Below are 18,668 nucleotides of genomic sequence, written 5' to 3'. Positions count from 1 at the left end.
TTGGAACATCGCGTCCGCGCAAGAGGTCGCCTTCTAGCGAGGCTTTCGCGGCGCCGCAATGCGCCAGATCACCCCGGTACGCATCCGGTCGACGGTTGATCGCCGGCGCTCTAGATAGGGGGTATGGCCATCGCCTCCGCAGAACTCCGCACCAGCGTCGACCCCGAAGACGTCGAACGCTTTTCCCGCATCGCCGCCGAATGGTGGGATCCGCGCGGCAAGTTCGCGCCGCTGCACAAGTTCAATCCAATCCGGCTGGGGTTCATCCGTGAACAGGTGCTGGCCCGGTTCGGCCGCGATGGCTGCCTGCGGCGGCCGTTCGAGGGGCTGAGACTGCTCGACATCGGCTGCGGCGGCGGTCTGCTGAGCGAGCCGATGAGCCGGCTGGGCTTCACCGTCACCGGCGTCGATGCCTCGGAGCGAAACATTGGCACGGCGTCGACCCACGCCGCCGAACAGGGCCTCGACATCGCCTACCGCGCCTCGACCGCTGAACAGCTGCTCGCCGAGAAGGCCGGGCCGTTCGATGTGATCTTGAACATGGAAGTGATCGAACACGTCGCCGACCCTGGCGAATTCCTGCGTACGACGGCGAAGCTGCTGGCGCCGGGCGGGATCATGATCGTCGCGACCCTGAACCGCACGTTGAAGGCGCTGGCCCTGGCCAAGATCGGCGCCGAGTATGTTCTGCGCTGGGTGCCGGCGGGCACCCACGACTGGAAGCAGTTCCTGACTCCGGCAGAACTGCGCTCGTTCCTCGAAGGCCACCCGTTCGACATCGAGGGGCCGTTCGGCGTGTCCTACAATCCCTTGCTGGGCAAGTGGGTCCGGTCATCGGACGCCGAGGTCAACTACATGATGACCGTGGCCCGTCCGGCGAAATGACCATCCGCACGACCCGCCTGCGGCTCGAACCGGCGCTCTACAGCGACCTGCTGGCTGTCGGCCTCGGCGACGCGGTGCTGGCGGAGACTCTTGGCGTCGCCGTTGCGCCGGACTGGGCCGGCGCGGACGCGATGGACGCCATCGACCGCACTCGGGACCGGTTGGCGGATGACCCGGCGCTGGCCCAGTGGTGGATGCACTTCATCATCCATGAGGCCGACAACACCCTCATCGGCCTCGGCGGCTTCAAGGGCGCGCCCGAACATGGGCAGGTCGAGATCGGCTACGAGATCGCGCCGGGCTACCGCCTGCGCGGCCTGGCGACCGAGGCGGCGCGAGGGATGGTCGACCATGCGCTGGCAGACCCGCGCGTGGAACACGTGCTGGCCCATACGCTGCCCGTGGACAGCGCCTCGACGACGATCCTGCAGCGGCTGGGGCTGCGGTTCATCCAAGCTCTGGATGACCCGGACGACGGGCCGGTGTGGCGGTGGCGGCTGGATCGGGCGGGATAGTGTGCGTGGTTCGAGCCCCGGATCCAGTCCGGGGTCGCTTGAAGCTCGCTCCTCACCATGACGAAGGAAAGTGCAAGCCACCCTGCCCGTCATCCTGAGGAGCGATCCCTCAGGATCGCGTCTTGAAGGACGCACGCACTCACTGCCTCACCGATAGTCCGCCGCTGACACCATGCGCCGCTCGCTGTTCAGTTGATCGGCGATCTGGTCCGACAGGTCGTAGTCCTCGTCCAGGAACCCGCCCTTGAGCCGCCAGGCGCCCTGTTCGAAACAGCGTACGGCCGTGGCCAGCATCATCGAGACGCTGTCGAAGACGATCTCGTGCTCGTCCTCGCCGGGCAGAAACTCGACGACACAGCCGTAGTCGTCCGACTCCGCGTCGCAGATCACGGCCAGATAGCCGCCGCCACCGTCGGTCAGGATCGGGAACCAGCTGGCGGGCCACAGATCGGCCGAAGCGGCGAAACCTCTGTAGTGGTCGAGCGCCTCGGCGACCGGCATCCAGTAGTGGCCGGGGATCACATGGCCGTCGCCGAGCGTGCGGCCGACCGGCAGGTCCACGCCGTCGTGGCGGCCGTACATCGCGACCAGATCCTCCGGCGCGCGGCCGGCCAGGGCCACGGCGTCCTCAACGTCATAGGGGGCGATGCCGGGCTGAAGCATGTCGACGGCCGGGCGGTTCAGGCGGCGCAGCTGAGCGGTCAGGGCGTCGACCTGCTCGAATACCAGCATCATCTCGCTCATCGCATACGACGCCGCATTTAATTCACGTCCGACTTTTTGGGCGGGGCGGGCGGCAGCGCGGCCACCGGCACGCCGTCCTCGACCAGCGCCTTGACCTCGGTCGGCGTGGCTTCGCCATAGATGCCGCGCTCCTCCGACTTGCCCTCGTGAATGGCGCGCGCTTCACGGGCGAATGTGTCGCCGACGTAGTCGAAGTTTTCTTCGACATGCGCGCGCACCTTGCCGATGGCCTCCATCATCATCTGGCGCGCCTGGGGCAGCAGTTCGGCACCGCTCTTCTGTGCCTTTGTCCCGGCCACGGCGGGGGCCATGATCTGCTTGCGCACAGCCTTGCTTGCGCAGACGGGGCATTCGAGCAGCCCCCGCGCGGCCTGGTCGTCGAAGTCGGCGGAGGCCCCGAACCAGCCTTCGAAGTCGTGGCCGTACTCGCAGGCGAGGGCGTACTTGATCATTGCTGGACCTGGGGCCCGGTGAACGCGCGGGCGTTGGCCAGGGCGGGGATCGCGGCGCGGGCCTTGTCGGCTTCCGACAGGTCCAGATCGGCGATCAGCACGCCGGGCTCGTCGTGATCCAGCTTGCCGATCACCTCGCCCCAGGGCGCGACGATGGTTGAGCGGCCCCAGGTGCCGCGGCCGTCTTCGTGGAAGCCGCCCTGGGCCGCCGCCAGCACGAAGCTGCCGGTCTCGATGGCGCGCGCGCGCAGCAGGACTTCCCAGTGGGCCTCGCCGGTCGGGCGGGTAAAGGCGGCGGGGATGGTCATCACCGTGGCGCCGGCGGTGGCCAGCGCGCGATAAACGGCCGGAAAACGCATGTCGTAGCAGATGGTCAGGCCGAGGCGAGCGCCGTCGATGTCGGCCACGACGGCCCGGTCACCAGGCTCATAGGTGGCCGACTCGCGCGCCGTCTCGCCGGTCGGCAGGTCGACGTCAAACATGTGCAGCTTGTCGTAGGTCGCGGTGATCTCGCCCTTCGGATTGATCAGAACCTGGCGGTTGGCGGCCTTGCCGTCTTCGCGTTTGACCAGGGCCGAGCCGACGTCGATCCAGACGCCAAGTTCGGCGGCCAGGGCGCGAAGTCCGTTCACGACCGGGTCGTCGGCCAGCAGGGTCAGCTGCGGCAGCAGCCTGTCCCGGTTCCGGTCGAGGATGTTGGTCCCCTCGGGTGTCAGGATGAAGGTCGCGCCCTGCGCCGCCGCCTCGCGCACCAGAGGTACGACATGCGTCAACGCGGCCGCGTGGCTGGCCGGGGTGCGGGTCTGGATCAGGCCGACACGCAGGGTCATGCGGTGAGCAGGGCGTCCAGCTTGCCGTCCCGGTCGAGGGCCAGCATGTCGTCGCAGCCGCCGATGTGCTCATCGCCGATGAAGATCTGCGGGAAGGTCGCGCGGCCGCCGGAGCGATCCATCATCTCCTTGCGCAGGGCCGGGTCCATGCCGGCTTCGACCTCGGTGAAATCCGCGCCTTTTTCGCCGAGCACGCTGAGGGCGCGGGCGCAGTAGCCGCAGAAGGGGCGGGTGTAGATGGTGACGTGGGCCATGGTCTCTCAACGCTCACAGGGTTTGGGGTTCATATAGTGGTGTCCGCGCCGGCGCGCACCTTGGCGATGACGGCGAGGTCGACGGCGGCCGCCCCCGCCGCCTTCAGGGCTCGTGCACAGGCGTGGGCCGTGGCGCCGGTGGTCAGCACATCGTCGACCAGCAGAACGCGCCGGCCGTCGATCCGGCTGCGACGCGCGGCCGGGACGGAGAAGGCGCCCGCCATATTGCGTCGGCGTCCACTGGCCGACTTGCCGCCCTGACTTTCCGTGCGGCGGACCCGGACGAGGGCGTCGGGGGCCACCGGCAGGCCGGCCATGGCGCCCAGCGGACGCGCCACCTCGGCCATCTGGTTGTAGCGACGCGACAGCAGTCGCCAGCGATGCAGGGGCACGGGCACGACAACGTCGGCCGTATCGATCAGCGGCCGCGCCGCGCGCAGCAGCCAGCGGGCCAGCACGGGCGCGAGGTCCGAGCGGTCCGCGTGCTTGAGCTTCAGGATCAGATCGCGACTGTGTTCGTCGTACAGGCAGGCGGCCCGCGCCCGGTCGAAGGCGCGCGGCCGCGCCGTGCACGCCGCGCAGCGCACGCCCGGGCCCGGGTCAAACTCCCACGGCGCGCCGCAACCGTCGCAGACCGGATCCTCGAGAAACGCGATGAGACCCCAGCGCTCGGCGGGCAGGCCGCCGGTCATGGCCGGGGCTCCGGTCACATCCAGCGGCGGCAGGAGGAGGTCGAGCAGCGCCCGTCCCGCGCCGATGATGCGCGGTCCCGGTTTCAAAAGCGGTCGCGACAGGCCATCTTCCGCGCGCATGACCGCCAGCCCTCCCATCCTGTTCGATCGCGCCCTGCACCGGCGCCGCCTTGATCGCGCCGCGCCCGGCTACGCCACCGCCGACTTTCTCAAGCAACGGGCGGCGCAGGATGCGGTGGCGCGACTTGAGGTGATCATGCGTCGGTTTCCGCTGGCCGTCGACCTGGGCGCACGGCAGGGAGCCTTCCGGGCGGCGCTGGCCGGGAGCGACGCGGTGGCCAAGATCGACCTGCTGATCGAGACCGACCTGTCCGAAACCATGCTGAAGGACCGCGCCGGGCCGCGGCTGGTGATGGACGAGGAGCTGTCGGCCTTCGCGCCGGAGAGCCTGGACCTGGCCGTCTCGACCCTCGCGCTGCACTGGACCAACGATCTGGTCGGATCCCTGATCCAGATTCGACGGTCTCTGAGACCCGATGGCCTGTTCATCGGCGCCATGCTCGGCGGCGCGACCCTGACCGAGCTCCGGCAATGCCTGCTGGAAGCCGAGGCTGAGATCAGCGGCGGCGTCGGCCTGCGCATCTCGCCCTTCGCGGACGCCTTCGACGCCGCCGCGCTCCTGCAGCGAGCCGGGTTCGCCCTGCCGGTGGCGGACGTCGACAGCGTGACGGTGCGATACGCCAGTCCGCTGGCGTTGCTGCGTGACCTGCGGGCGATGGGCGAGACCAATGTCCTGCGCGACCGGCCGCGGCGCCCGCTGACGCGGCGCATCCTGTTGCGGGCGATGGAGCTCTACGGGCAGCGCTTCAGTGGTCCGGACGGGAAGGTGACCGCGACCTTCGAGATACTGACCCTGACCGGCTGGGCGCCGCACGAAAGCCAGCAGAAGCCGCTGAAGCCGGGCTCGGCGAAGATGCGGCTGGCCGATGCGCTGGGGACGGTGGAGATCAAGACCGGGGACAGGGCGGGGCGACCCTAGACCGCTCGTCCCGGCGAAGGCCGGGATCCAGATGACAGGACTCATTGTCGTCCGGCTGACCGAAGCGCTCTTTGATCTAGGTCCCGGCCTTCGCCGGGATGAGCGGGGGTGTTGCCTTAGTGGATCGCCGCGGCGATCGCGTCGCTGACGTACTGCATCTTGGCGCTGGTCTTGTTGCCGAAGACGGTGACGGAGGTGACGATCACCAGGAACACCAGCGAGGCGATGAGGCCGTATTCAATGGCCGTGGCGCCGGACTCGTCGCGCCAGAAGCGGTTCAGATGAGATCGCGCAGCCAGGCCACCAGCGGCGCGTCCGCGGGCGGCATCGGGTAGTCCGTCAGCTTGTCGGGTTTCACCCACGCCAGCGCCTCATGCTCCAGCGCGGTGACAAACCCGTCCCAGCGCCTGCACAGGTAGAGTGGCATGAGCAGGTGAAATGAATCGTAACCGTGTGATGCAAACACGAACGGGGCCAGGCAGGCCTCCGTCACGTTGATCCCCAGCTCTTCCTTCAGCTCACGGATCAGGCAGACCTCCGGCGTTTCACCGGCCTCGACCTTGCCGCCCGGAAATTCCCACAGCCCCGCCAGCTGCTTGCCCTGCGGCCGCTTGCAGATCAGCACCCGGCCATCGACGTCGATCAGGGCCGCGGCGGCGACCAGCAGGATGGATTTGGCGGGGGCTTCTGCGCTCATCACCACCGCCCTACCAGCCCCACAATCGCCACGCCAGCCGATCAGGGGAGAGACAGGGCGTCATCCTCTGCTATTCAGCCCCGATCCCTCTGACAGGAGCCCCGCGATGGCCACGCTGACCCTCGACCGCTGGAACCTTTCGATCGGCGACGACCAGCCGCTGGTCGTCATCGCCGGCATCAACGTCATAGAGGACCTCGAGCTGGCCCTGACCACGGCGCGGACGCTGAAGGCGATCTGCGCCGGCCTGGGCCTGCCCTATGTGTTCAAGGCGAGCTACGACAAGGCCAACCGCTCCTCTCTGAAGAGCTATCGCGGGCCGGGTCTGGAGAAGGGCCTGGCGATCCTCGCCGAGGTCAAGGCGAAGGTCGATGTGCCGATCGCCACCGACATCCATACCGTCGAGGAGTGCGAGCCGGTCGCCGCGGTGGCCGACCTGGTGCAGATCCCGGCCTTCCTCTGCCGCCAGACCGACCTGGTGGTCGCCGCCGCCCGCGCGACCAAGGCCGCCGGCGGGCTGCTGCACGTCAAGAAGGGCCAGTTCCTCGCGCCCTGGGACTGCAAGAACATCCTCGACAAGGTCAAGGAAGCGACCGGCGGGGCGGAGATGACCGTGCTCTGCGAACGGGGCAACAGCTTCGGATACAACAACCTGATCGTCGACATGCTGGGCATCGGCGAGATGAAGAAGCTGGGCGTTCCGGTGACCATCGACGCGACCCATGCCGTGCAGCTGCCCGGCGCCGACCCGCGCACCGGCGGCGCCTCGACCGGCGGCCGTCGCGACGGCGTGTCGGTGATCGCGAAATCAGCCGTGGCCGCCGGCGCGGACGGCGTGTTCCTCGAGTTCCACCCCGACCCTGACAAGGCGCTCTGCGATCCGCTCAGCTGCCTGCCGCTCGACGGCGCGGCGAGTCTGCTGGCGACCCTCAAGGCCGTGCACGCGGCGGTGCGCTAGAAGGTCGTCGCCATCTCCGGATATTTCGGCGTGCAGGCCCGGTAGAACTTCGCCAGCTCGACCATGTCGGCCTCATAGTCGCCCGTGGGCATGAAGGCGGGGCCCAGGCCGACGACCTTGCGGCGATAATCCATCATCCCGCAGACCAGCGGCACGCCGGCGCCGACCGCGATGTGATAGAAACCGGACTTCCACTGCCGCGCCTTGCCGCGCGTGCCCTCGGGCGCGATCGTCAGCATGAACTCGTCCCGCCTGGCGAACTCGGCGACCATCGTGCCGACCATGTCCTTCGCCTGCGTTCGGTCGACCGGGATGCCGCCCAGATCGGTCATCATTTTCGCGAACGGCCAGCGGAACAGCGACGCCTTGCCCATGAAGCTGAGGTTCAGGTTCAGCCCGTCGGCGGCCCCGAGGAAGTAGACGAAATCCCAGTTGCTGGTGTGGGGCGCCGCGATGATCACGAACTTGCGCGGCATCGGCGCCGTGCCTTCGACCGTCCAGCCCTGCCACCCGAAAAAGGTGACCAGCGCCCATCGCACGACCCGCGCAAGCCAACCCATCGTCTGACGTCCTCCCCAGGATCGATTCGAGCCTAGCGGAAGTGCCGCCTTGTGCGAAACGGGGAATGGCTAACTCCGGTAATCCCCGTTGATCGCCACGTACTGCTTGGTCAGGTCGCAGGTCCACATGCTCGCGGAGCCCCGTCCGACGCCGACGTCGACGCTGACCTCCAGCTCCGGCTTCTTCATGTAGGCGCTCATCTTCGCCTCGGAGTAGGTCGGTGAGACCAGACCGTCCTGGGCGGCGACCAGCTTGCCGAACATGACCTTCATCCGGTCGCGGTTGACCGGCTCGTCGGCGCGGCCGACGGCCATGACGATGCGGCCCCAGTTGGCGTCCTCGCCGGCGAAGGCGGTCTTGACCAGTGGGCTCTCGGCGATGGTGCGGGCGATCTTGCGGGCGCTGGCGGCGCTCTCGGCGCCGGTCACGTTGATCTTGACGAACTTGGTCGCGCCTTCGCCGTCGCGCACCAGCTGCAGGGCCAGGTCGAGCAGGACGGCTTCCAGCTTCTCGCGGAAGTCGGCCAGGCGGTGATCGCCGGCCCGGCTGATGCGCGGGGCGCCCGAGGCGCCAGTGGCGAACAGCAGCAGGGTGTCGTTGGTCGAGCGATCCCCGTCGACCGTCACGGCGTTGAATGTCGAGCGGGTGTACAGGCTGACCAGGGTCTGCAGCGCCTTGGGCGCGATGGCCGCGTCGGTGGCGACGAAGGCCAGCATGGTCGCCATGTCCGGCGCGATCATGCCCGAGCCCTTGGCGATGCCGTTGATCCGCACCGTCCTGCCGTCGATCTTCGCCGTCCGGGTGGAGCCCTTGGCGAAGGTGTCGGTGGTCATGATCGCCCCGGCGGCTTCGGCCCAGGCGTCGTCGGCCATGCGGTGGTCGATATCCGGCAGCTTGCTGGTGATCTTGCCGTCGTCCAGCAGCACGCCGATGACGCCCGTGGAGGCCATCACCACATCGCGCTGGCGGCAGTCGAACCGCTTGGCGATGGCCCCGGCTACCCGGCGGACCGCGTCCGCGCCCGGCTTTCCGGTGAAGCTGTTGGCGCAGCCGGCGTTGACGACCAGCGCCTGGACGCCTTCGCCGCCGGAGCTTTCCAGCTGCTTCTTGCACCAGTCGACCGGAGCCGAGCCGACGCCGTGGCGGGTAAACACGCCGGCGCAGCTGGTGCCCTTGGCGAATCGCATGACCAGCAGGTCGGGCCGTTCGTGCTTGTAGAAGCCGGCCCGGCCGATACCGATCTGGACTCCCCCGACCGGCGGCATCTTCGGAAACGGCACGGCCAGCGGTGAGATCGCCAGACCGGGCTTGCCCGGCGCGGCGGCGGGTTCCGGTTCGGCGGCCTTCTCCGGGCGTTTGGCGGTCGCGCGCTTGATCGCCGAGGTCAGCGGGTCGAGCGCGTGCTGCATGGCGTGGCCGACGACCTCGACGGGCTTGGCGGCGGCTTCGAGGGCGCGAGCCGGAGTCAGTTTCCCGGCGTCCGGTTTCGGCTTCGTGGGAGGCGTCGTCATTTCTTTGCCGGGGTCGCGGGTGTGGCGGGTTTGGCGGCTTTCGGGGCGGGCGTCGTCGCGGGCGGCGGCGCCGCGGGCGTCGTCGCTGTCCCCGCCGTCGACGGCGTCGCGGTTTCGGGCAGCGGCGTGACCGCCGGGGCAGGCGGCGCGGAGGCCGGCTCGCGCGGCGCGCCGGGCACGTCCTGCGCCTTGCCGAGCAGCACCTGGACCTTGGCCGTGGCGCGCAGCTTCTCGAGCAGGTCGCGGACCTTGTCGTAGGTCAGGAAGCGGACGATCTGCGGGCGGGCGGCCTCGAAGGTGATCGGAGCTTCCTGGCGCTTCTCCTCGACCTTGACCAGGGCCCAGCCGCCTTCGACCGCGAACGGGCCGATCAGGTCGCCGGGTTTGGCGTCTTTCAGCGCCGCGACATAGGGCTCGGGCATCACGTCGAGCGTGAAATAGCCGCCGATGTCGCCACCGCTGAACCGGGTGGCGGTGTCGGAGGAGCGCTCCATGGCCAGCGCCTCGAACGAGGCGCCGGCGGCCAGCAGCTTCTTGATCTGCTCGGCCTCGACCTGGCTGGCGACAACGATCTGGCGGGCCTTGATCTCGTCGCTCTCCTTCGAGAGCCGCAGCTGCTCCTGGTAGAGCTCGCGAATGGCTGATGGCGTCACGGCCTTCTCGACCACGCTCTCCACCAGCATGTCGCCGAGGATTCGTTCGCGGGCGGCGGCCAGGCGGCGCTGGGCGACGGGGTCGCGGTCAAGCTTGCGCTTCAGCGCTTCGGCGGCCAGCAGCTTCTGGTCGACGACCTCATCCATCACGCGGCGGAACAGGTCGGACGAGGTGTCGAGGGGCTCGCCCTCGCTGATCAGGCCCTGGGCCACGGCCTCGCGCTTGACGTCGGACGACCAGACCGTCTTGCCGTCGATGCGCGCGACCGCGACGTCTCCGGCTTGCGGGGGCTTCTCGTTGCCCTCCTGCCGCCCGCAGGCGCTCAGCGTCAGCGCTACTGACAGCGCGATGATCACGCCCCAGGCGCCGGTCTTTGCGGTCTTCATGGCGGACAGTTCTCCACGCGAGCCTCAGCCCCCGGTCCTAGCGCGGTTTCAGGCGGAGGGAAATGCAGCTCGCCCGCCTGTGGCTCACAGGCCCCATCACTCACCCGCGAGGGGCCGCCGCGTTGACACTGGGGGACCCGCTGCTTAAGTCTCCCCCGCGCTTAAACGGGCGGAAATCCGTGCGTCCGAAAGGACTTGCACGAACAGCCAACCGCCGCTGCGCACGCCAGTTTCACCGGATCTCCCTACGCATGCTCGGCTTCGCCAAAAACATCTTCGGCTCTTCCAACGACCGTAAGGTCAAGCAGTTCATGGGGCGGGTCGACAAGATCAACGCCCTTGAGCCCGAGTATGCCGCCCTGTCGGAAGACCAGCTGCGCGCCAAGACCGACGAGTTCAAGGCCCGACTGGCCGCCGGCGCCACGCTCGATGACCTGATGAGTGAAGCGTTCGCGGTGGTCCGTGAGGCTTCCAAGCGCACGCTCGGCCAGCGGCACTACGATGTGCAGATGGTCGGCGGCATGGTGCTGCACAAAGGCGGCATCGCCGAAATGCGCACCGGCGAAGGCAAGACCCTGGTCGCGACCCTGCCGACCTACCTGAACGCCCTGGAAGGCAAGGGCGTCCACGTCATCACGGTCAACGACTACCTGGCCCGGCGCGACGCCGAGTGGATGGGTCAGGTCTATCGCTACCTGGGCCTGACCGTCGGCGTGATCGTCAACGGCCTGAGCCAGATGCAGCGTCAGGAAGCCTACCGCAGCGACATCACCTACGGCACGAACAACGAGTTCGGCTTCGACTACCTGCGCGACAACCTGGTCTATGACGCGGGCGAGATGGTCCAGCGCGGCCACAACTTCGTCATCGTCGACGAAGTGGACTCGATCCTGATCGACGAAGCCCGCACGCCGCTGATCATCTCCGGCCCGACCGAAGACCGGTCCGAGTTCTATCGGGCGATGGACATCGTCGTGAAGGCGCTCATCAAGGAAGAGGGCATCTACGAGCACGACGAGAAGCAGAAGCAGGTTCTGCTGACCGAGCACGGCTCGGAACGCGTCGAGGAAATCCTGCAGGAGAGCGGCCAGCTGGCCGAGGATTCCGCTGGCCTCTACGACCCGGTCAACATCTCGGTCGTGCACCACATCAACCAGGCCCTGCGGGCCAACGTGCTCTACACCAAGGACAAGGATTACATCGTCAAGGCCGGCGAAGTGATCCTGATCGACGAATTCACCGGCCGCATGATGACCGGCCGCCGCCTGTCCGAGGGTCTGCACCAGGCCATCGAGGCCAAGGAAGGCGCCGAGATCCAGCCCGAGAACCAGACCCTGGCCTCGGTGACGATCCAGAACTATTTCCGCCTCTACAAGAAGCTGTCGGGCATGACCGGCACGGCCGCGACCGAGGCCCAGGAATTCCTCGACATCTACAAGATGGATGTCACCGAGATCCCGACCAACCGCGCGGTCAAGCGGATCGACGAGGACGACGAGGTCTACCGCACCGCCGACGAGAAGAACCGCGCCATCCTCGCCCAGATCGAGGATTGCCACCGCCGCGGCCAGCCGATCCTGGTCGGCACGGTGTCGATCGAGAAGTCCGAGCAGCTTTCGGAACTGCTGTCGAAGCACACGTTCGAAATGGACGGCAAGACGGTCAAGGGCATCCCGCACAACGTGCTGAACGCCCGCTACCACGAACAGGAAGCCTATATCGTCGCCGACGCGGGCTTCCCGGGCGCCGTGACCATCGCCACCAACATGGCCGGCCGCGGCACGGACATCCAGCTCGGCGGCAACGTCGAGATGCACATGGCCAAGTGGCGCCAGGACCAGCTCGGTCTGGGCCTGGCCGTCGACCACGAAGCCGAGGTCGAAGAGAAGCACCGTTTCGAGGCCGAAATCTCCGAAGCCAAGAACAAGGCGCTGGCCGCCGGCGGCCTCTACGTGCTGGGCACGGAACGCCACGAAAGCCGCCGTATCGACAACCAGCTCCGCGGCCGGACGGGCCGTCAGGGCGACCCCGGCAAGTCGAAGTTCTTCCTCTGCTGCGAGGACGATCTGCTGCGCATCTTCGCCGGCGACCGGCTGGACGCCATCATGCGCTCGTTCGGCGTCCAGGACGGCGAGGCGATCACCCACAAGTGGCTGAACAAGGCCATCGCCACCGCCCAGAAGCGGGTCGAGCAGCGCAACTACGAAATCCGCAAGAACCTGCTGAAGTACGACGACGTCGTGAACGACCAGCGCAAGGCCGTGTTCGAGCAGCGCCAGGAGTTCATGGAAGCGACCGACCTGTCGGAAATCGTCGCCCAGATGCGCCAGGACGTCATCGACGACATGGTCGCCCGCGATCTGCCGCCGAAGGCCTACGCCGAGCAATGGGACCTGGACGATCTGGACGAGCGCGTCCGCACCACGCTGGGCCTTGAGCTGCCGCTGCGCGAGTGGGCGGCCGAGGAAGGCATCGCCAACGAGGAAATCCGCGATCGCCTCGACGAAGCCGCCAATGCCCGTGCGAAGGAGCGCGAGGAGCTGGTCTCCGCCGGCCAGATGCGCGGGTTCGAGAAGAACTTCCTGCTGCAGATGATCGACATGCAGTGGCGCGAGCACCTGGTCCACCTGGACCACCTGCGCAACGTCATCGGCCTGCGCGGCTACGGCCAGCGCGACCCGCTGAACGAGTACAAGACCGAGGCCTTCTCGCTGTTCGAGAAGCTGCTGATTGACCTGCGCACGAACGTGACGCGCTGGCTGATGACGGTCGAATTCCAGTTCGCCGAGCCGGAACCCGAGCATGAGCCCCTGCGCTTCCAGGAGGTCCATATGGACCCGCTGACCGGCCAGAACGAACGGGCCCAGTCACTGGCCGGCGCCGGCGCGGACCTGACGGGCGACGAGCGCGCGGCGCTGCCGTTCTCGGCCCTGCCGGCCGGCTGGGAACGCACCAGCCGCAACGCGGACTGCCCCTGCGGCTCGGGCCGCAAGTTCAAGCATTGCCACGGCAAGCTGATCTGACGATCAGTCGAGGTCGACCTGCACGGTGTAGGTCAGCACCGTCCGCTCGCCCGGCGCCAGCCGGACGGTCCAGACCTCGTCGCCGCGATCGCTGTGGTGGCGGAGCGATTCCCGGACGACCCTGAATCCCGGCCCGTAGCTGCGCGCCTCGCGCACCTCGAGGGTGACCGGAACGGACTTGTCGTTGACGATGGCCGTCTCGACCTCGACGCGACGCTTTCTGCCGACGCGCCGGTCGCTCAGGTTGGTCGACCGGACGCTGATGTCCATCGCCCCGCCCAGTTCGATCTCGACCGGCAGGCCCACGGCGATGTCCTTCATCCGCTTCTCGCCGGCCAGGATCAGACCGTCGCGCGGCCCCGGTTCCATGACGGAGACTGCCCCGCCGGGTAACGGTTTGCCGAGCCCACGCGCCAGGGTGTTGGTCAGTCGCAGCACCGCCTTTGGCGCATAGACTTCGCCGTCCTGATGACCATCCTGGACGTCGAACACATAGACCCGCTCAAACGGCACAGCCGCCTGTTCGAGCATCAGCACCTGCTTGGTCTGGTGCGCGGCGACGGTGGTCGGATCGGGCAGGGTGTAGAGCTTGTAGTCGCCCAACTCGGTCTGCACGGCGATCCGCGAACCGGTGACGACGATCTCGTCCATCGCCGGCGCCGCCATCATCATCGGCGCGGGCGGCGGTGGGGGAGGCGGCGCCATGTCGGCGACGATACCGCCCCGCAGCGCTCCGCGGTTCCAGTAGCTCGGCAACGGCCAGCAGCGGGCCGCGAGATTGATCGCCTCGATCAGGGTCGGCGCGGTGTCGTTTTCACGTTGCAGCGTACCGGCGACCACTTCGGTCGGGGCGTTGGCGAAGCTGGTGGCGCTGCTGTTGGCCAGGGTGATCCAGCCGGTCAGGTCCAGCGTCTTCCCGTCCGGCCGGATGCGGGCGACGTAGTCCGCCGACCAGTTCAGCCCGACCGCCAGGTAGGTCAGCCGCACCTTGTAGCGGCCGGCCGTCGGCGACCTGACAAGCACCGACAGGGTCGGACGATCGCTGAGACCGCCCGGAATCTCATCGAACACCAGCCGTTCGGGCAGTCCGCTGCAGCGCAGCGCCTCCAGCCGGCCGCCGAAGTCGAGCATCACGCCATCCGGGCCAGAGCGGATCACGGCCGTCTCCTCGGTCGTCACCCCCGTGCCCGGATTTGTGCGCACCAGCCGAACCGTCTTGCCGATCGACTTGGCGATCAGCGATCCGGGGCTGAGCAGGTCGTAGTCCTGGTTCCGCTCCAGCATGACGCCGGGCAGGCCCTCGATGGCCGCCGTCTGGGGCACGATGCCCTCGGCCACGCCGCGGAAGCTGATCCGGCTGGTTCCTGCGGGGACGTCGACCACGCGGGTCTCGGTGATCAGGGCGAGGCCGTTCAGATCGTCGCCGCTGGTGTCGAAGTCAGCCGTGTTGACCGGGCCGTCGCGATAGATGGTCACCGCCACCGTGTTGGGGCGTTCGGACACGGTCTGGGCGTAGCCGGAACCCGCCAGTCCGAGCGCCAGCACCAGCGCCGCAGCCCATGTCCGCGCGGGGAGGAGCATGGCCCTACCAGCCGGTCTCGACGGTGAAGGTCAGGGTGGTCTCGCCACCCGCCGGCACGACCACGTCCCAGGCCAGGGTCGAGGCGTTCAGACGCTTGCTGGGCGCGCTCTCGGTGACGACCTTGCCGTCGCGCCAGAGGCCCGGCTGGACCACCTGCACCGTGGCCGGCTCGGACCGGGCGTTGCGGACGACGTAGCTCATCGCGTAGCGCGACCGCCAGGTGGAGACCTTTTCCATCTTCACCAGCGTCGGCTGGACGGTGACGTCGAAGGCCTCGCCGGTCTTGACCGACAGCTCCGAGCCACGCGGCGTGTGATCGATGTGGTTCTCGCCGATGAATTTCGGATCGCCGTTGGCGTCGCGCATATAGACGCGGATGATCCCGGCCGGCAGCTGGGCGCCCAGCCCGCCGCCGCTGGAGTTGGCGAACTGCAGCACCACATCGGCGCTTTCAGGCTCGTCCAGACTCTGGAAGCCGCCGGCGCGGTACTGGTACTTCTTGACCGCCGCCACGCCCGCGACATCGAGGAAGCCGACCTGCTTGGTCTGGTTCTGGGCGACGGTGGTCCGCTCGGCCAGCGGGTAAAGGTAGTAGTCGGCGACGCCGCCCTGGGCGCCGGCCTCGACGCCGGCCTGCCGCTGGCCGCGGGACTGGCGCGCCCATTGCTGTTGCTGCCAGAACTCCTGCTCGCTGCGGACCAGGTTGATGTTGCCGGCGACCAGCTGGACATCGGCGTTCTCGAAGGCGGCCCCGGAGGTGTTGGTCAGGGTGATCCAGCCCTGCAGGTCCAGCTTGCCGGCCTTTTCGTCGAACAGCGCGACATAGTCGGCTTTCCAGCTGAGGCCGGTGGTCAGGTAGCTGAGCCGCGTCACGCGCGGGCCGGCGCCGGCGGCGTCGACGGTCACCGACAGGGTCGGCCGTGCGCGCAGGTTCGGCGGCACCCGGTCGAAGATCACCCGGGTCGGAATGCCGTCGTCGCGCAATACCTCGATGCGGTCGCCGATCTGCAGCACCACGCCGTTGTTGACCGCCAACACCGTGGCCAGTTCGTTGGTCTGCGCGCCCGTCGCCGGATTCGTCCGCACGATGTGGATCTGCTGACCAACGGCCTTTTCCATCAGCGTGTCGGGCGACAGCAGATCGTAGTCGAAGTTCTGCTCGACAATGCCGATGCCCGCGCCTGACAGGGCGACGGTCTCGGGCCGGATCTGCGGCGAGACGTCCTTGAACTCGATGGTCTGACGGCCGGCCGTCAGGGTCTCGGTCCGCGTGTCCTCCACCAGGGCGAGGTTGGAGTTGTAGACGGTGATCGAGAGCTTGCGCTCCTGCGCCGCCGCCGTGCCCGCGATCGCCAGCGCCGCCGCGCCCGCCAACAGCCAGTACCGCATGACGTCTCTCCCGGTGGTATTCTGCCGGAGCCTGTCATGCGGGGCGCAGGCCGTCGATACGGTTTCGGGGCAAATATCACGCCGGATTGATCAGGTCCGTGACCCGCGTTCTCCGGTTGTTGTTGCAGCGCAGCATCGCCGGGCGTAGACCGCCGCTCCGCCCAACTGCGGGCGGAGAAAGCAGGTCCATCGTGGCCATTTTCATCAGCCTGATCGTGCTGGTCGGGCTTCTCGCCATCCTTTCCATTCGTATCAACCAGGAATACCAGCGGGCCGTCGTGTACCGGCTCGGACGGCTGACCGGCGCGCGCGGGCCGGGGCTGTTCTTCCTCATTCCGCTGGTCGAGCGGGCCGTCGTTGTCGACCTTCGCACCGTGACCTTCTCGCTCGACACCCAGGAGACCGTGACCAAGGACGGCGTCGCCGTGCGGGTCAACGCGGTGCTCTGGTACAAGATCGCCGACCCGACCCTGGCGGTGAACGCCGTGCTTCAGCGGGACCACGCGGTGCGTCAGGCGGCCGAAACGGCGCTGCGCGACAGCATCGGCCAGCACCTGCTGGACGATCTTCTGCGCAACCGCATGGACGTCAACGCCAAGCTGATGGAACTGGTCCGCCGGGCCGCCGTGAAGTGGGGCGTCGAGGTCGAGGCCGCCGAGATGCGCGACCTCGACATCCCCGAACAGATGCAGCGCGCCATCGCCCGCGAGGCGGAGGCCTCTCGCGAGGCCAAGGCCCGGCTGATCAAGGCCGAGGGCGAGGAGGCGGCGGCCATGAGCCTGCTCAACGCCGCCAACATCATCGCCGGCTCGCCGGCGGCGCTGGAAATCCGCCGCCTGCAGACGCTCACCGAGATCGGCGTGGAGCACAACTCGACGATCGTCGTGGCGCTGCCGGTGGAACTGCTGAGCGCGGCCAGCGCGATCGGCCGGAAGGGGTAGGCAGCGTGGATGCTCCCCCTCTGGGGGAGCTGTCAGCCCGCAGGACTGACTGAGGGGGTCACCCGCGATCCGGGCGGACCCCCTCCACCACGCTTCGCGTGGTCCCCCTCCCCTAATGGGGAGGATTTTAGCGCCCGTCGACCCAGTTGCCGTGGAAGCCCAGCGGCACGCGGCGCGAGACGTTGGCGCGGGCGATCGGGCCCTTGTCCATCGCCTGGGCGTCGAACACCACGAAGTCGCTGCGGGCCTCGCTGGCCAGGAACTGCACCGCGACAATCCAGCCGTCGCCTTCCGGCGCGTCGGGTGAGCGGGGCACGAAGACCGGCTCGGAAATGGCATCGCCCGCGCCGCTGACCCAGTCGGTCCGCTTGCGGGTGGTCAGGTCGATGTGGCTCAGGCCATTGGTGCGGATGTCGCCGGGCTTGGCTGTCTGGCTGGAGAACCAGCCGTGACGGTTGGCCTTGAAGGTGAACCGCTCGTCGTAGCGCGGGAACTCGCCGGCCAGGTCGTCGAGCTGCTCTTCCTTGATGGCGTCCGAGTCACTGTTCAGGTCGAAGGTCCAGCGCACGAGATAGGCCCCGGCCTGCTGGCCGCGGCTGCCGTCGGCCAGCGGGAACAGCGGCGCGACCGCGTACTTCATGACGTCGGCGACGATTTTCCCGTCCTCGTCCCAAGCGTTCATGACGTGGAACACGTAGCAGGCGTCGGTCTGGAACCAGCGGATGCTGTCGACCGCCGCGTCACGGGCCATGACGCCGACCAGGGCAGGCTTTTCAGGCTCCCAGGCGAACGGCGGCAGGCCCTTCATCGCCCGCTCCATGCTGCCGCTGAGCGGCAGGATCGGGAACAGGACGTGGCTGCCCGTGACCATGAAGTCATGGATCATTGAGCAGTAGGGCGCCTGGAACGTGTCGCGGCGCTTGAGCACGCCGTCAGCGCCCATGACGCCGTAGCTGACGTTCGGCGAGAAGGGCATCGGGGCGTCGGCGTAGCCGAAGAACACCAGGTCCTTCGTCACCGGGTCTTCCTTCGGGTGGGCCGTCACCTTGCCGCCGAAGGCCTGGTAGCCGCGCGGCTCCAGCGAGTCCGGATCGAGGCCGAACGGCTGGTGCCCTTCCTCGAGCGCCATCAGGCGGCCGCCATGCCAGATGATGTTGGTGTTGGCGACGCCGGAGTCGACCTTGCCGAACACCTCGGGGTCGGTGGTCATCGGGTTGCCGAAGGTGCCGAACAGCGACTTGCCGGCCTTGTTCTCGGCTTCCCACTTGGGCGTGCGGACATAGCGGTTGCGGTAATGGACCTTGCCATCCGCGACCCAGAAGCCGTGCACCATGCCGTCGCCGGCGAACCAGTGGTGGTTGGGGTCGCGCGGTTCGAACTGCGGGTTGGGGCCGATGCGATAGAGGGCGCCGCGCAGGCCGGCGGGAATCTCGCCCTCGACGGTCAGCTCGAAATCATCCTCCGATCGCAGGGGGGCGAAAGCCCCCGCCAGATACGGGTTCACGCGCACGTCACGGTCCATTTCGGCCTCCCGGCGTCTCATTGTTATTTACGT

The 18,668-nt window shown here is 68.1% G+C and carries 19 protein-coding genes; 6 read left to right on the top strand and 13 right to left on the bottom strand.

Going from position 1 to position 18,668, the window contains the following annotated elements:
• Window positions 1–123 precede the first annotated feature (123 nt).
• Together ubiG and ACODSL_RS04765 are read left to right on the top strand one after the other, a co-directional pair.
• On the top strand, window positions 124–885 hold the full coding sequence (ubiG, locus tag ACODSL_RS04770) for a bifunctional 2-polyprenyl-6-hydroxyphenol methylase/3-demethylubiquinol 3-O-methyltransferase UbiG (RefSeq protein WP_488899488.1): 762 nt from the start codon (window positions 124–126) through the stop codon (window positions 883–885).
• The gene (locus ACODSL_RS04765) at window positions 882–1,400 is read left to right on the top strand and encodes a GNAT family N-acetyltransferase (RefSeq protein ID WP_488899487.1); all 519 of its coding nucleotides are present in this window, start codon (window positions 882–884) and stop codon (window positions 1,398–1,400) included. Before ubiG ends, ACODSL_RS04765 begins: the two co-directional genes overlap by 4 nt.
• A gap of 147 nt (window positions 1,401–1,547) precedes the next feature.
• Here the strand turns inward: ACODSL_RS04765 and ACODSL_RS04760 are convergent, their stop codons facing one another.
• The 5 genes from ACODSL_RS04760 to ACODSL_RS04740 are packed head-to-tail and all read right to left on the bottom strand — an operon-like array spanning window position 1,548 to window position 4,492.
• Window positions 1,548–2,144 (bottom strand): SMI1/KNR4 family protein, encoded by a 597-nt coding sequence (locus ACODSL_RS04760; protein ID WP_488899486.1) that lies wholly within the window; start codon window positions 2,142–2,144, stop codon window positions 1,548–1,550.
• Between the two features lie 17 nt (window positions 2,145–2,161).
• Window positions 2,162–2,596 carry a DUF1178 family protein gene (locus ACODSL_RS04755; RefSeq protein WP_488899485.1) on the bottom strand — a complete coding sequence of 145 codons (435 nt, stop codon included), beginning with the start codon at window positions 2,594–2,596 and terminating at the stop codon, window positions 2,162–2,164.
• Entirely contained in the window at window positions 2,593–3,426 is an 834-nt protein-coding gene (locus tag ACODSL_RS04750; RefSeq protein ID WP_488899484.1) for a carbon-nitrogen hydrolase family protein, read from the bottom strand. Before ACODSL_RS04750 ends, ACODSL_RS04755 begins: the two co-directional genes overlap by 4 nt.
• Window positions 3,423–3,680, bottom strand: a complete 258-nt coding sequence (gene grxC, locus ACODSL_RS04745) for a glutaredoxin 3 (RefSeq protein WP_488899483.1) — start codon at window positions 3,678–3,680, stop codon at window positions 3,423–3,425. Before grxC ends, ACODSL_RS04750 begins: the two co-directional genes overlap by 4 nt.
• Before the next feature lie 29 nt (window positions 3,681–3,709).
• A complete protein-coding gene (locus ACODSL_RS04740; RefSeq protein WP_488899482.1) occupies window positions 3,710–4,492 on the bottom strand; it encodes a ComF family protein in 783 nt (260 codons plus the stop codon).
• On the opposite strand from ACODSL_RS04740, the gene ACODSL_RS04735 reads away from it, so the two are divergent.
• On the top strand, window positions 4,491–5,411 hold the full coding sequence (locus ACODSL_RS04735) for a methyltransferase domain-containing protein (protein ID WP_488899481.1): 921 nt from the start codon (window positions 4,491–4,493) through the stop codon (window positions 5,409–5,411). The two genes, ACODSL_RS04740 and ACODSL_RS04735, sit on opposite strands and share 2 nt — an antisense overlap.
• Before the next feature lie 116 nt (window positions 5,412–5,527).
• Here the strand turns inward: ACODSL_RS04735 and ACODSL_RS04730 are convergent, their stop codons facing one another.
• Entirely contained in the window at window positions 5,528–5,773 is a 246-nt protein-coding gene (locus ACODSL_RS04730) for a Flp family type IVb pilin (RefSeq protein WP_488899480.1), read from the bottom strand.
• Entirely contained in the window at window positions 5,689–6,108 is a 420-nt protein-coding gene (locus tag ACODSL_RS04725) for a (deoxy)nucleoside triphosphate pyrophosphohydrolase (RefSeq protein ID WP_488899479.1), read from the bottom strand. Before ACODSL_RS04725 ends, ACODSL_RS04730 begins: the two co-directional genes overlap by 85 nt.
• 106 nt (window positions 6,109–6,214) lie before the next feature.
• Here ACODSL_RS04725 and kdsA point away from each other — a divergent pair, with 106 nt between their 5' ends.
• Window positions 6,215–7,066: a 3-deoxy-8-phosphooctulonate synthase gene (gene kdsA / locus ACODSL_RS04720; RefSeq protein WP_488899478.1), complete on the top strand. Its 852-nt coding sequence runs from the start codon at window positions 6,215–6,217 to the stop codon at window positions 7,064–7,066.
• Here the strand turns inward: kdsA and ACODSL_RS04715 are convergent.
• From ACODSL_RS04715 to ACODSL_RS04705, 3 genes are all read right to left on the bottom strand, one after another.
• A complete protein-coding gene (locus ACODSL_RS04715) occupies window positions 7,063–7,626 on the bottom strand; it encodes a lysophospholipid acyltransferase family protein (protein WP_488899477.1) in 564 nt (187 codons plus the stop codon). The genes kdsA and ACODSL_RS04715 overlap by 4 nt on opposite strands.
• A 69-nt stretch (window positions 7,627–7,695) precedes the next feature.
• Window positions 7,696–9,138, bottom strand: a complete 1,443-nt coding sequence (argJ, locus tag ACODSL_RS04710) for a bifunctional glutamate N-acetyltransferase/amino-acid acetyltransferase ArgJ (RefSeq protein WP_488899476.1) — start codon at window positions 9,136–9,138, stop codon at window positions 7,696–7,698.
• On the bottom strand, window positions 9,135–10,178 hold the full coding sequence (locus tag ACODSL_RS04705) for a peptidylprolyl isomerase (RefSeq protein ID WP_488899475.1): 1,044 nt from the start codon (window positions 10,176–10,178) through the stop codon (window positions 9,135–9,137). The genes argJ and ACODSL_RS04705 overlap by 4 nt, the downstream gene beginning before the upstream one ends.
• 251 nt (window positions 10,179–10,429) lie before the next feature.
• Between ACODSL_RS04705 and secA the strand changes: the two genes are divergently transcribed.
• Window positions 10,430–13,201, top strand: a complete 2,772-nt coding sequence (gene secA / locus ACODSL_RS04700) for a preprotein translocase subunit SecA (protein ID WP_488899474.1) — start codon at window positions 10,430–10,432, stop codon at window positions 13,199–13,201.
• 3 nt (window positions 13,202–13,204) lie between these two features.
• Here secA and ACODSL_RS04695 read toward each other — a convergent pair whose 3' ends face one another.
• Complete coding sequence (locus ACODSL_RS04695; protein ID WP_488899473.1) at window positions 13,205–14,782, bottom strand: DUF4139 domain-containing protein; 1,578 nt, start codon at window positions 14,780–14,782, stop codon at window positions 13,205–13,207.
• Between the two features lie 4 nt (window positions 14,783–14,786).
• Complete coding sequence (locus tag ACODSL_RS04690) at window positions 14,787–16,172, bottom strand: DUF4139 domain-containing protein (RefSeq protein WP_488899472.1); 1,386 nt, start codon at window positions 16,170–16,172, stop codon at window positions 14,787–14,789.
• A 191-nt stretch (window positions 16,173–16,363) separates the two neighbouring features.
• Between ACODSL_RS04690 and ACODSL_RS04685 the strand changes: the two genes are divergently transcribed.
• Window positions 16,364–17,113 (top strand): SPFH domain-containing protein, encoded by a 750-nt coding sequence (locus ACODSL_RS04685; protein ID WP_488899471.1) that lies wholly within the window; start codon window positions 16,364–16,366, stop codon window positions 17,111–17,113.
• Window positions 17,114–17,240: 127 nt separating this feature from the next.
• Here ACODSL_RS04685 and ACODSL_RS04680 read toward each other — a convergent pair whose 3' ends face one another.
• Window positions 17,241–18,635 carry a carotenoid oxygenase family protein gene (locus ACODSL_RS04680; RefSeq protein ID WP_488899470.1) on the bottom strand — a complete coding sequence of 465 codons (1,395 nt, stop codon included), beginning with the start codon at window positions 18,633–18,635 and terminating at the stop codon, window positions 17,241–17,243.
• Between the last annotated feature and the right edge of the window lie 33 nt (window positions 18,636–18,668).

Source organism: Caulobacter sp. FG121 (genome assembly GCF_057809815.1).
Note: the sequence above shows the minus strand (reverse complement) of the source record. Positions and strands in the feature narration are given on the sequence as shown.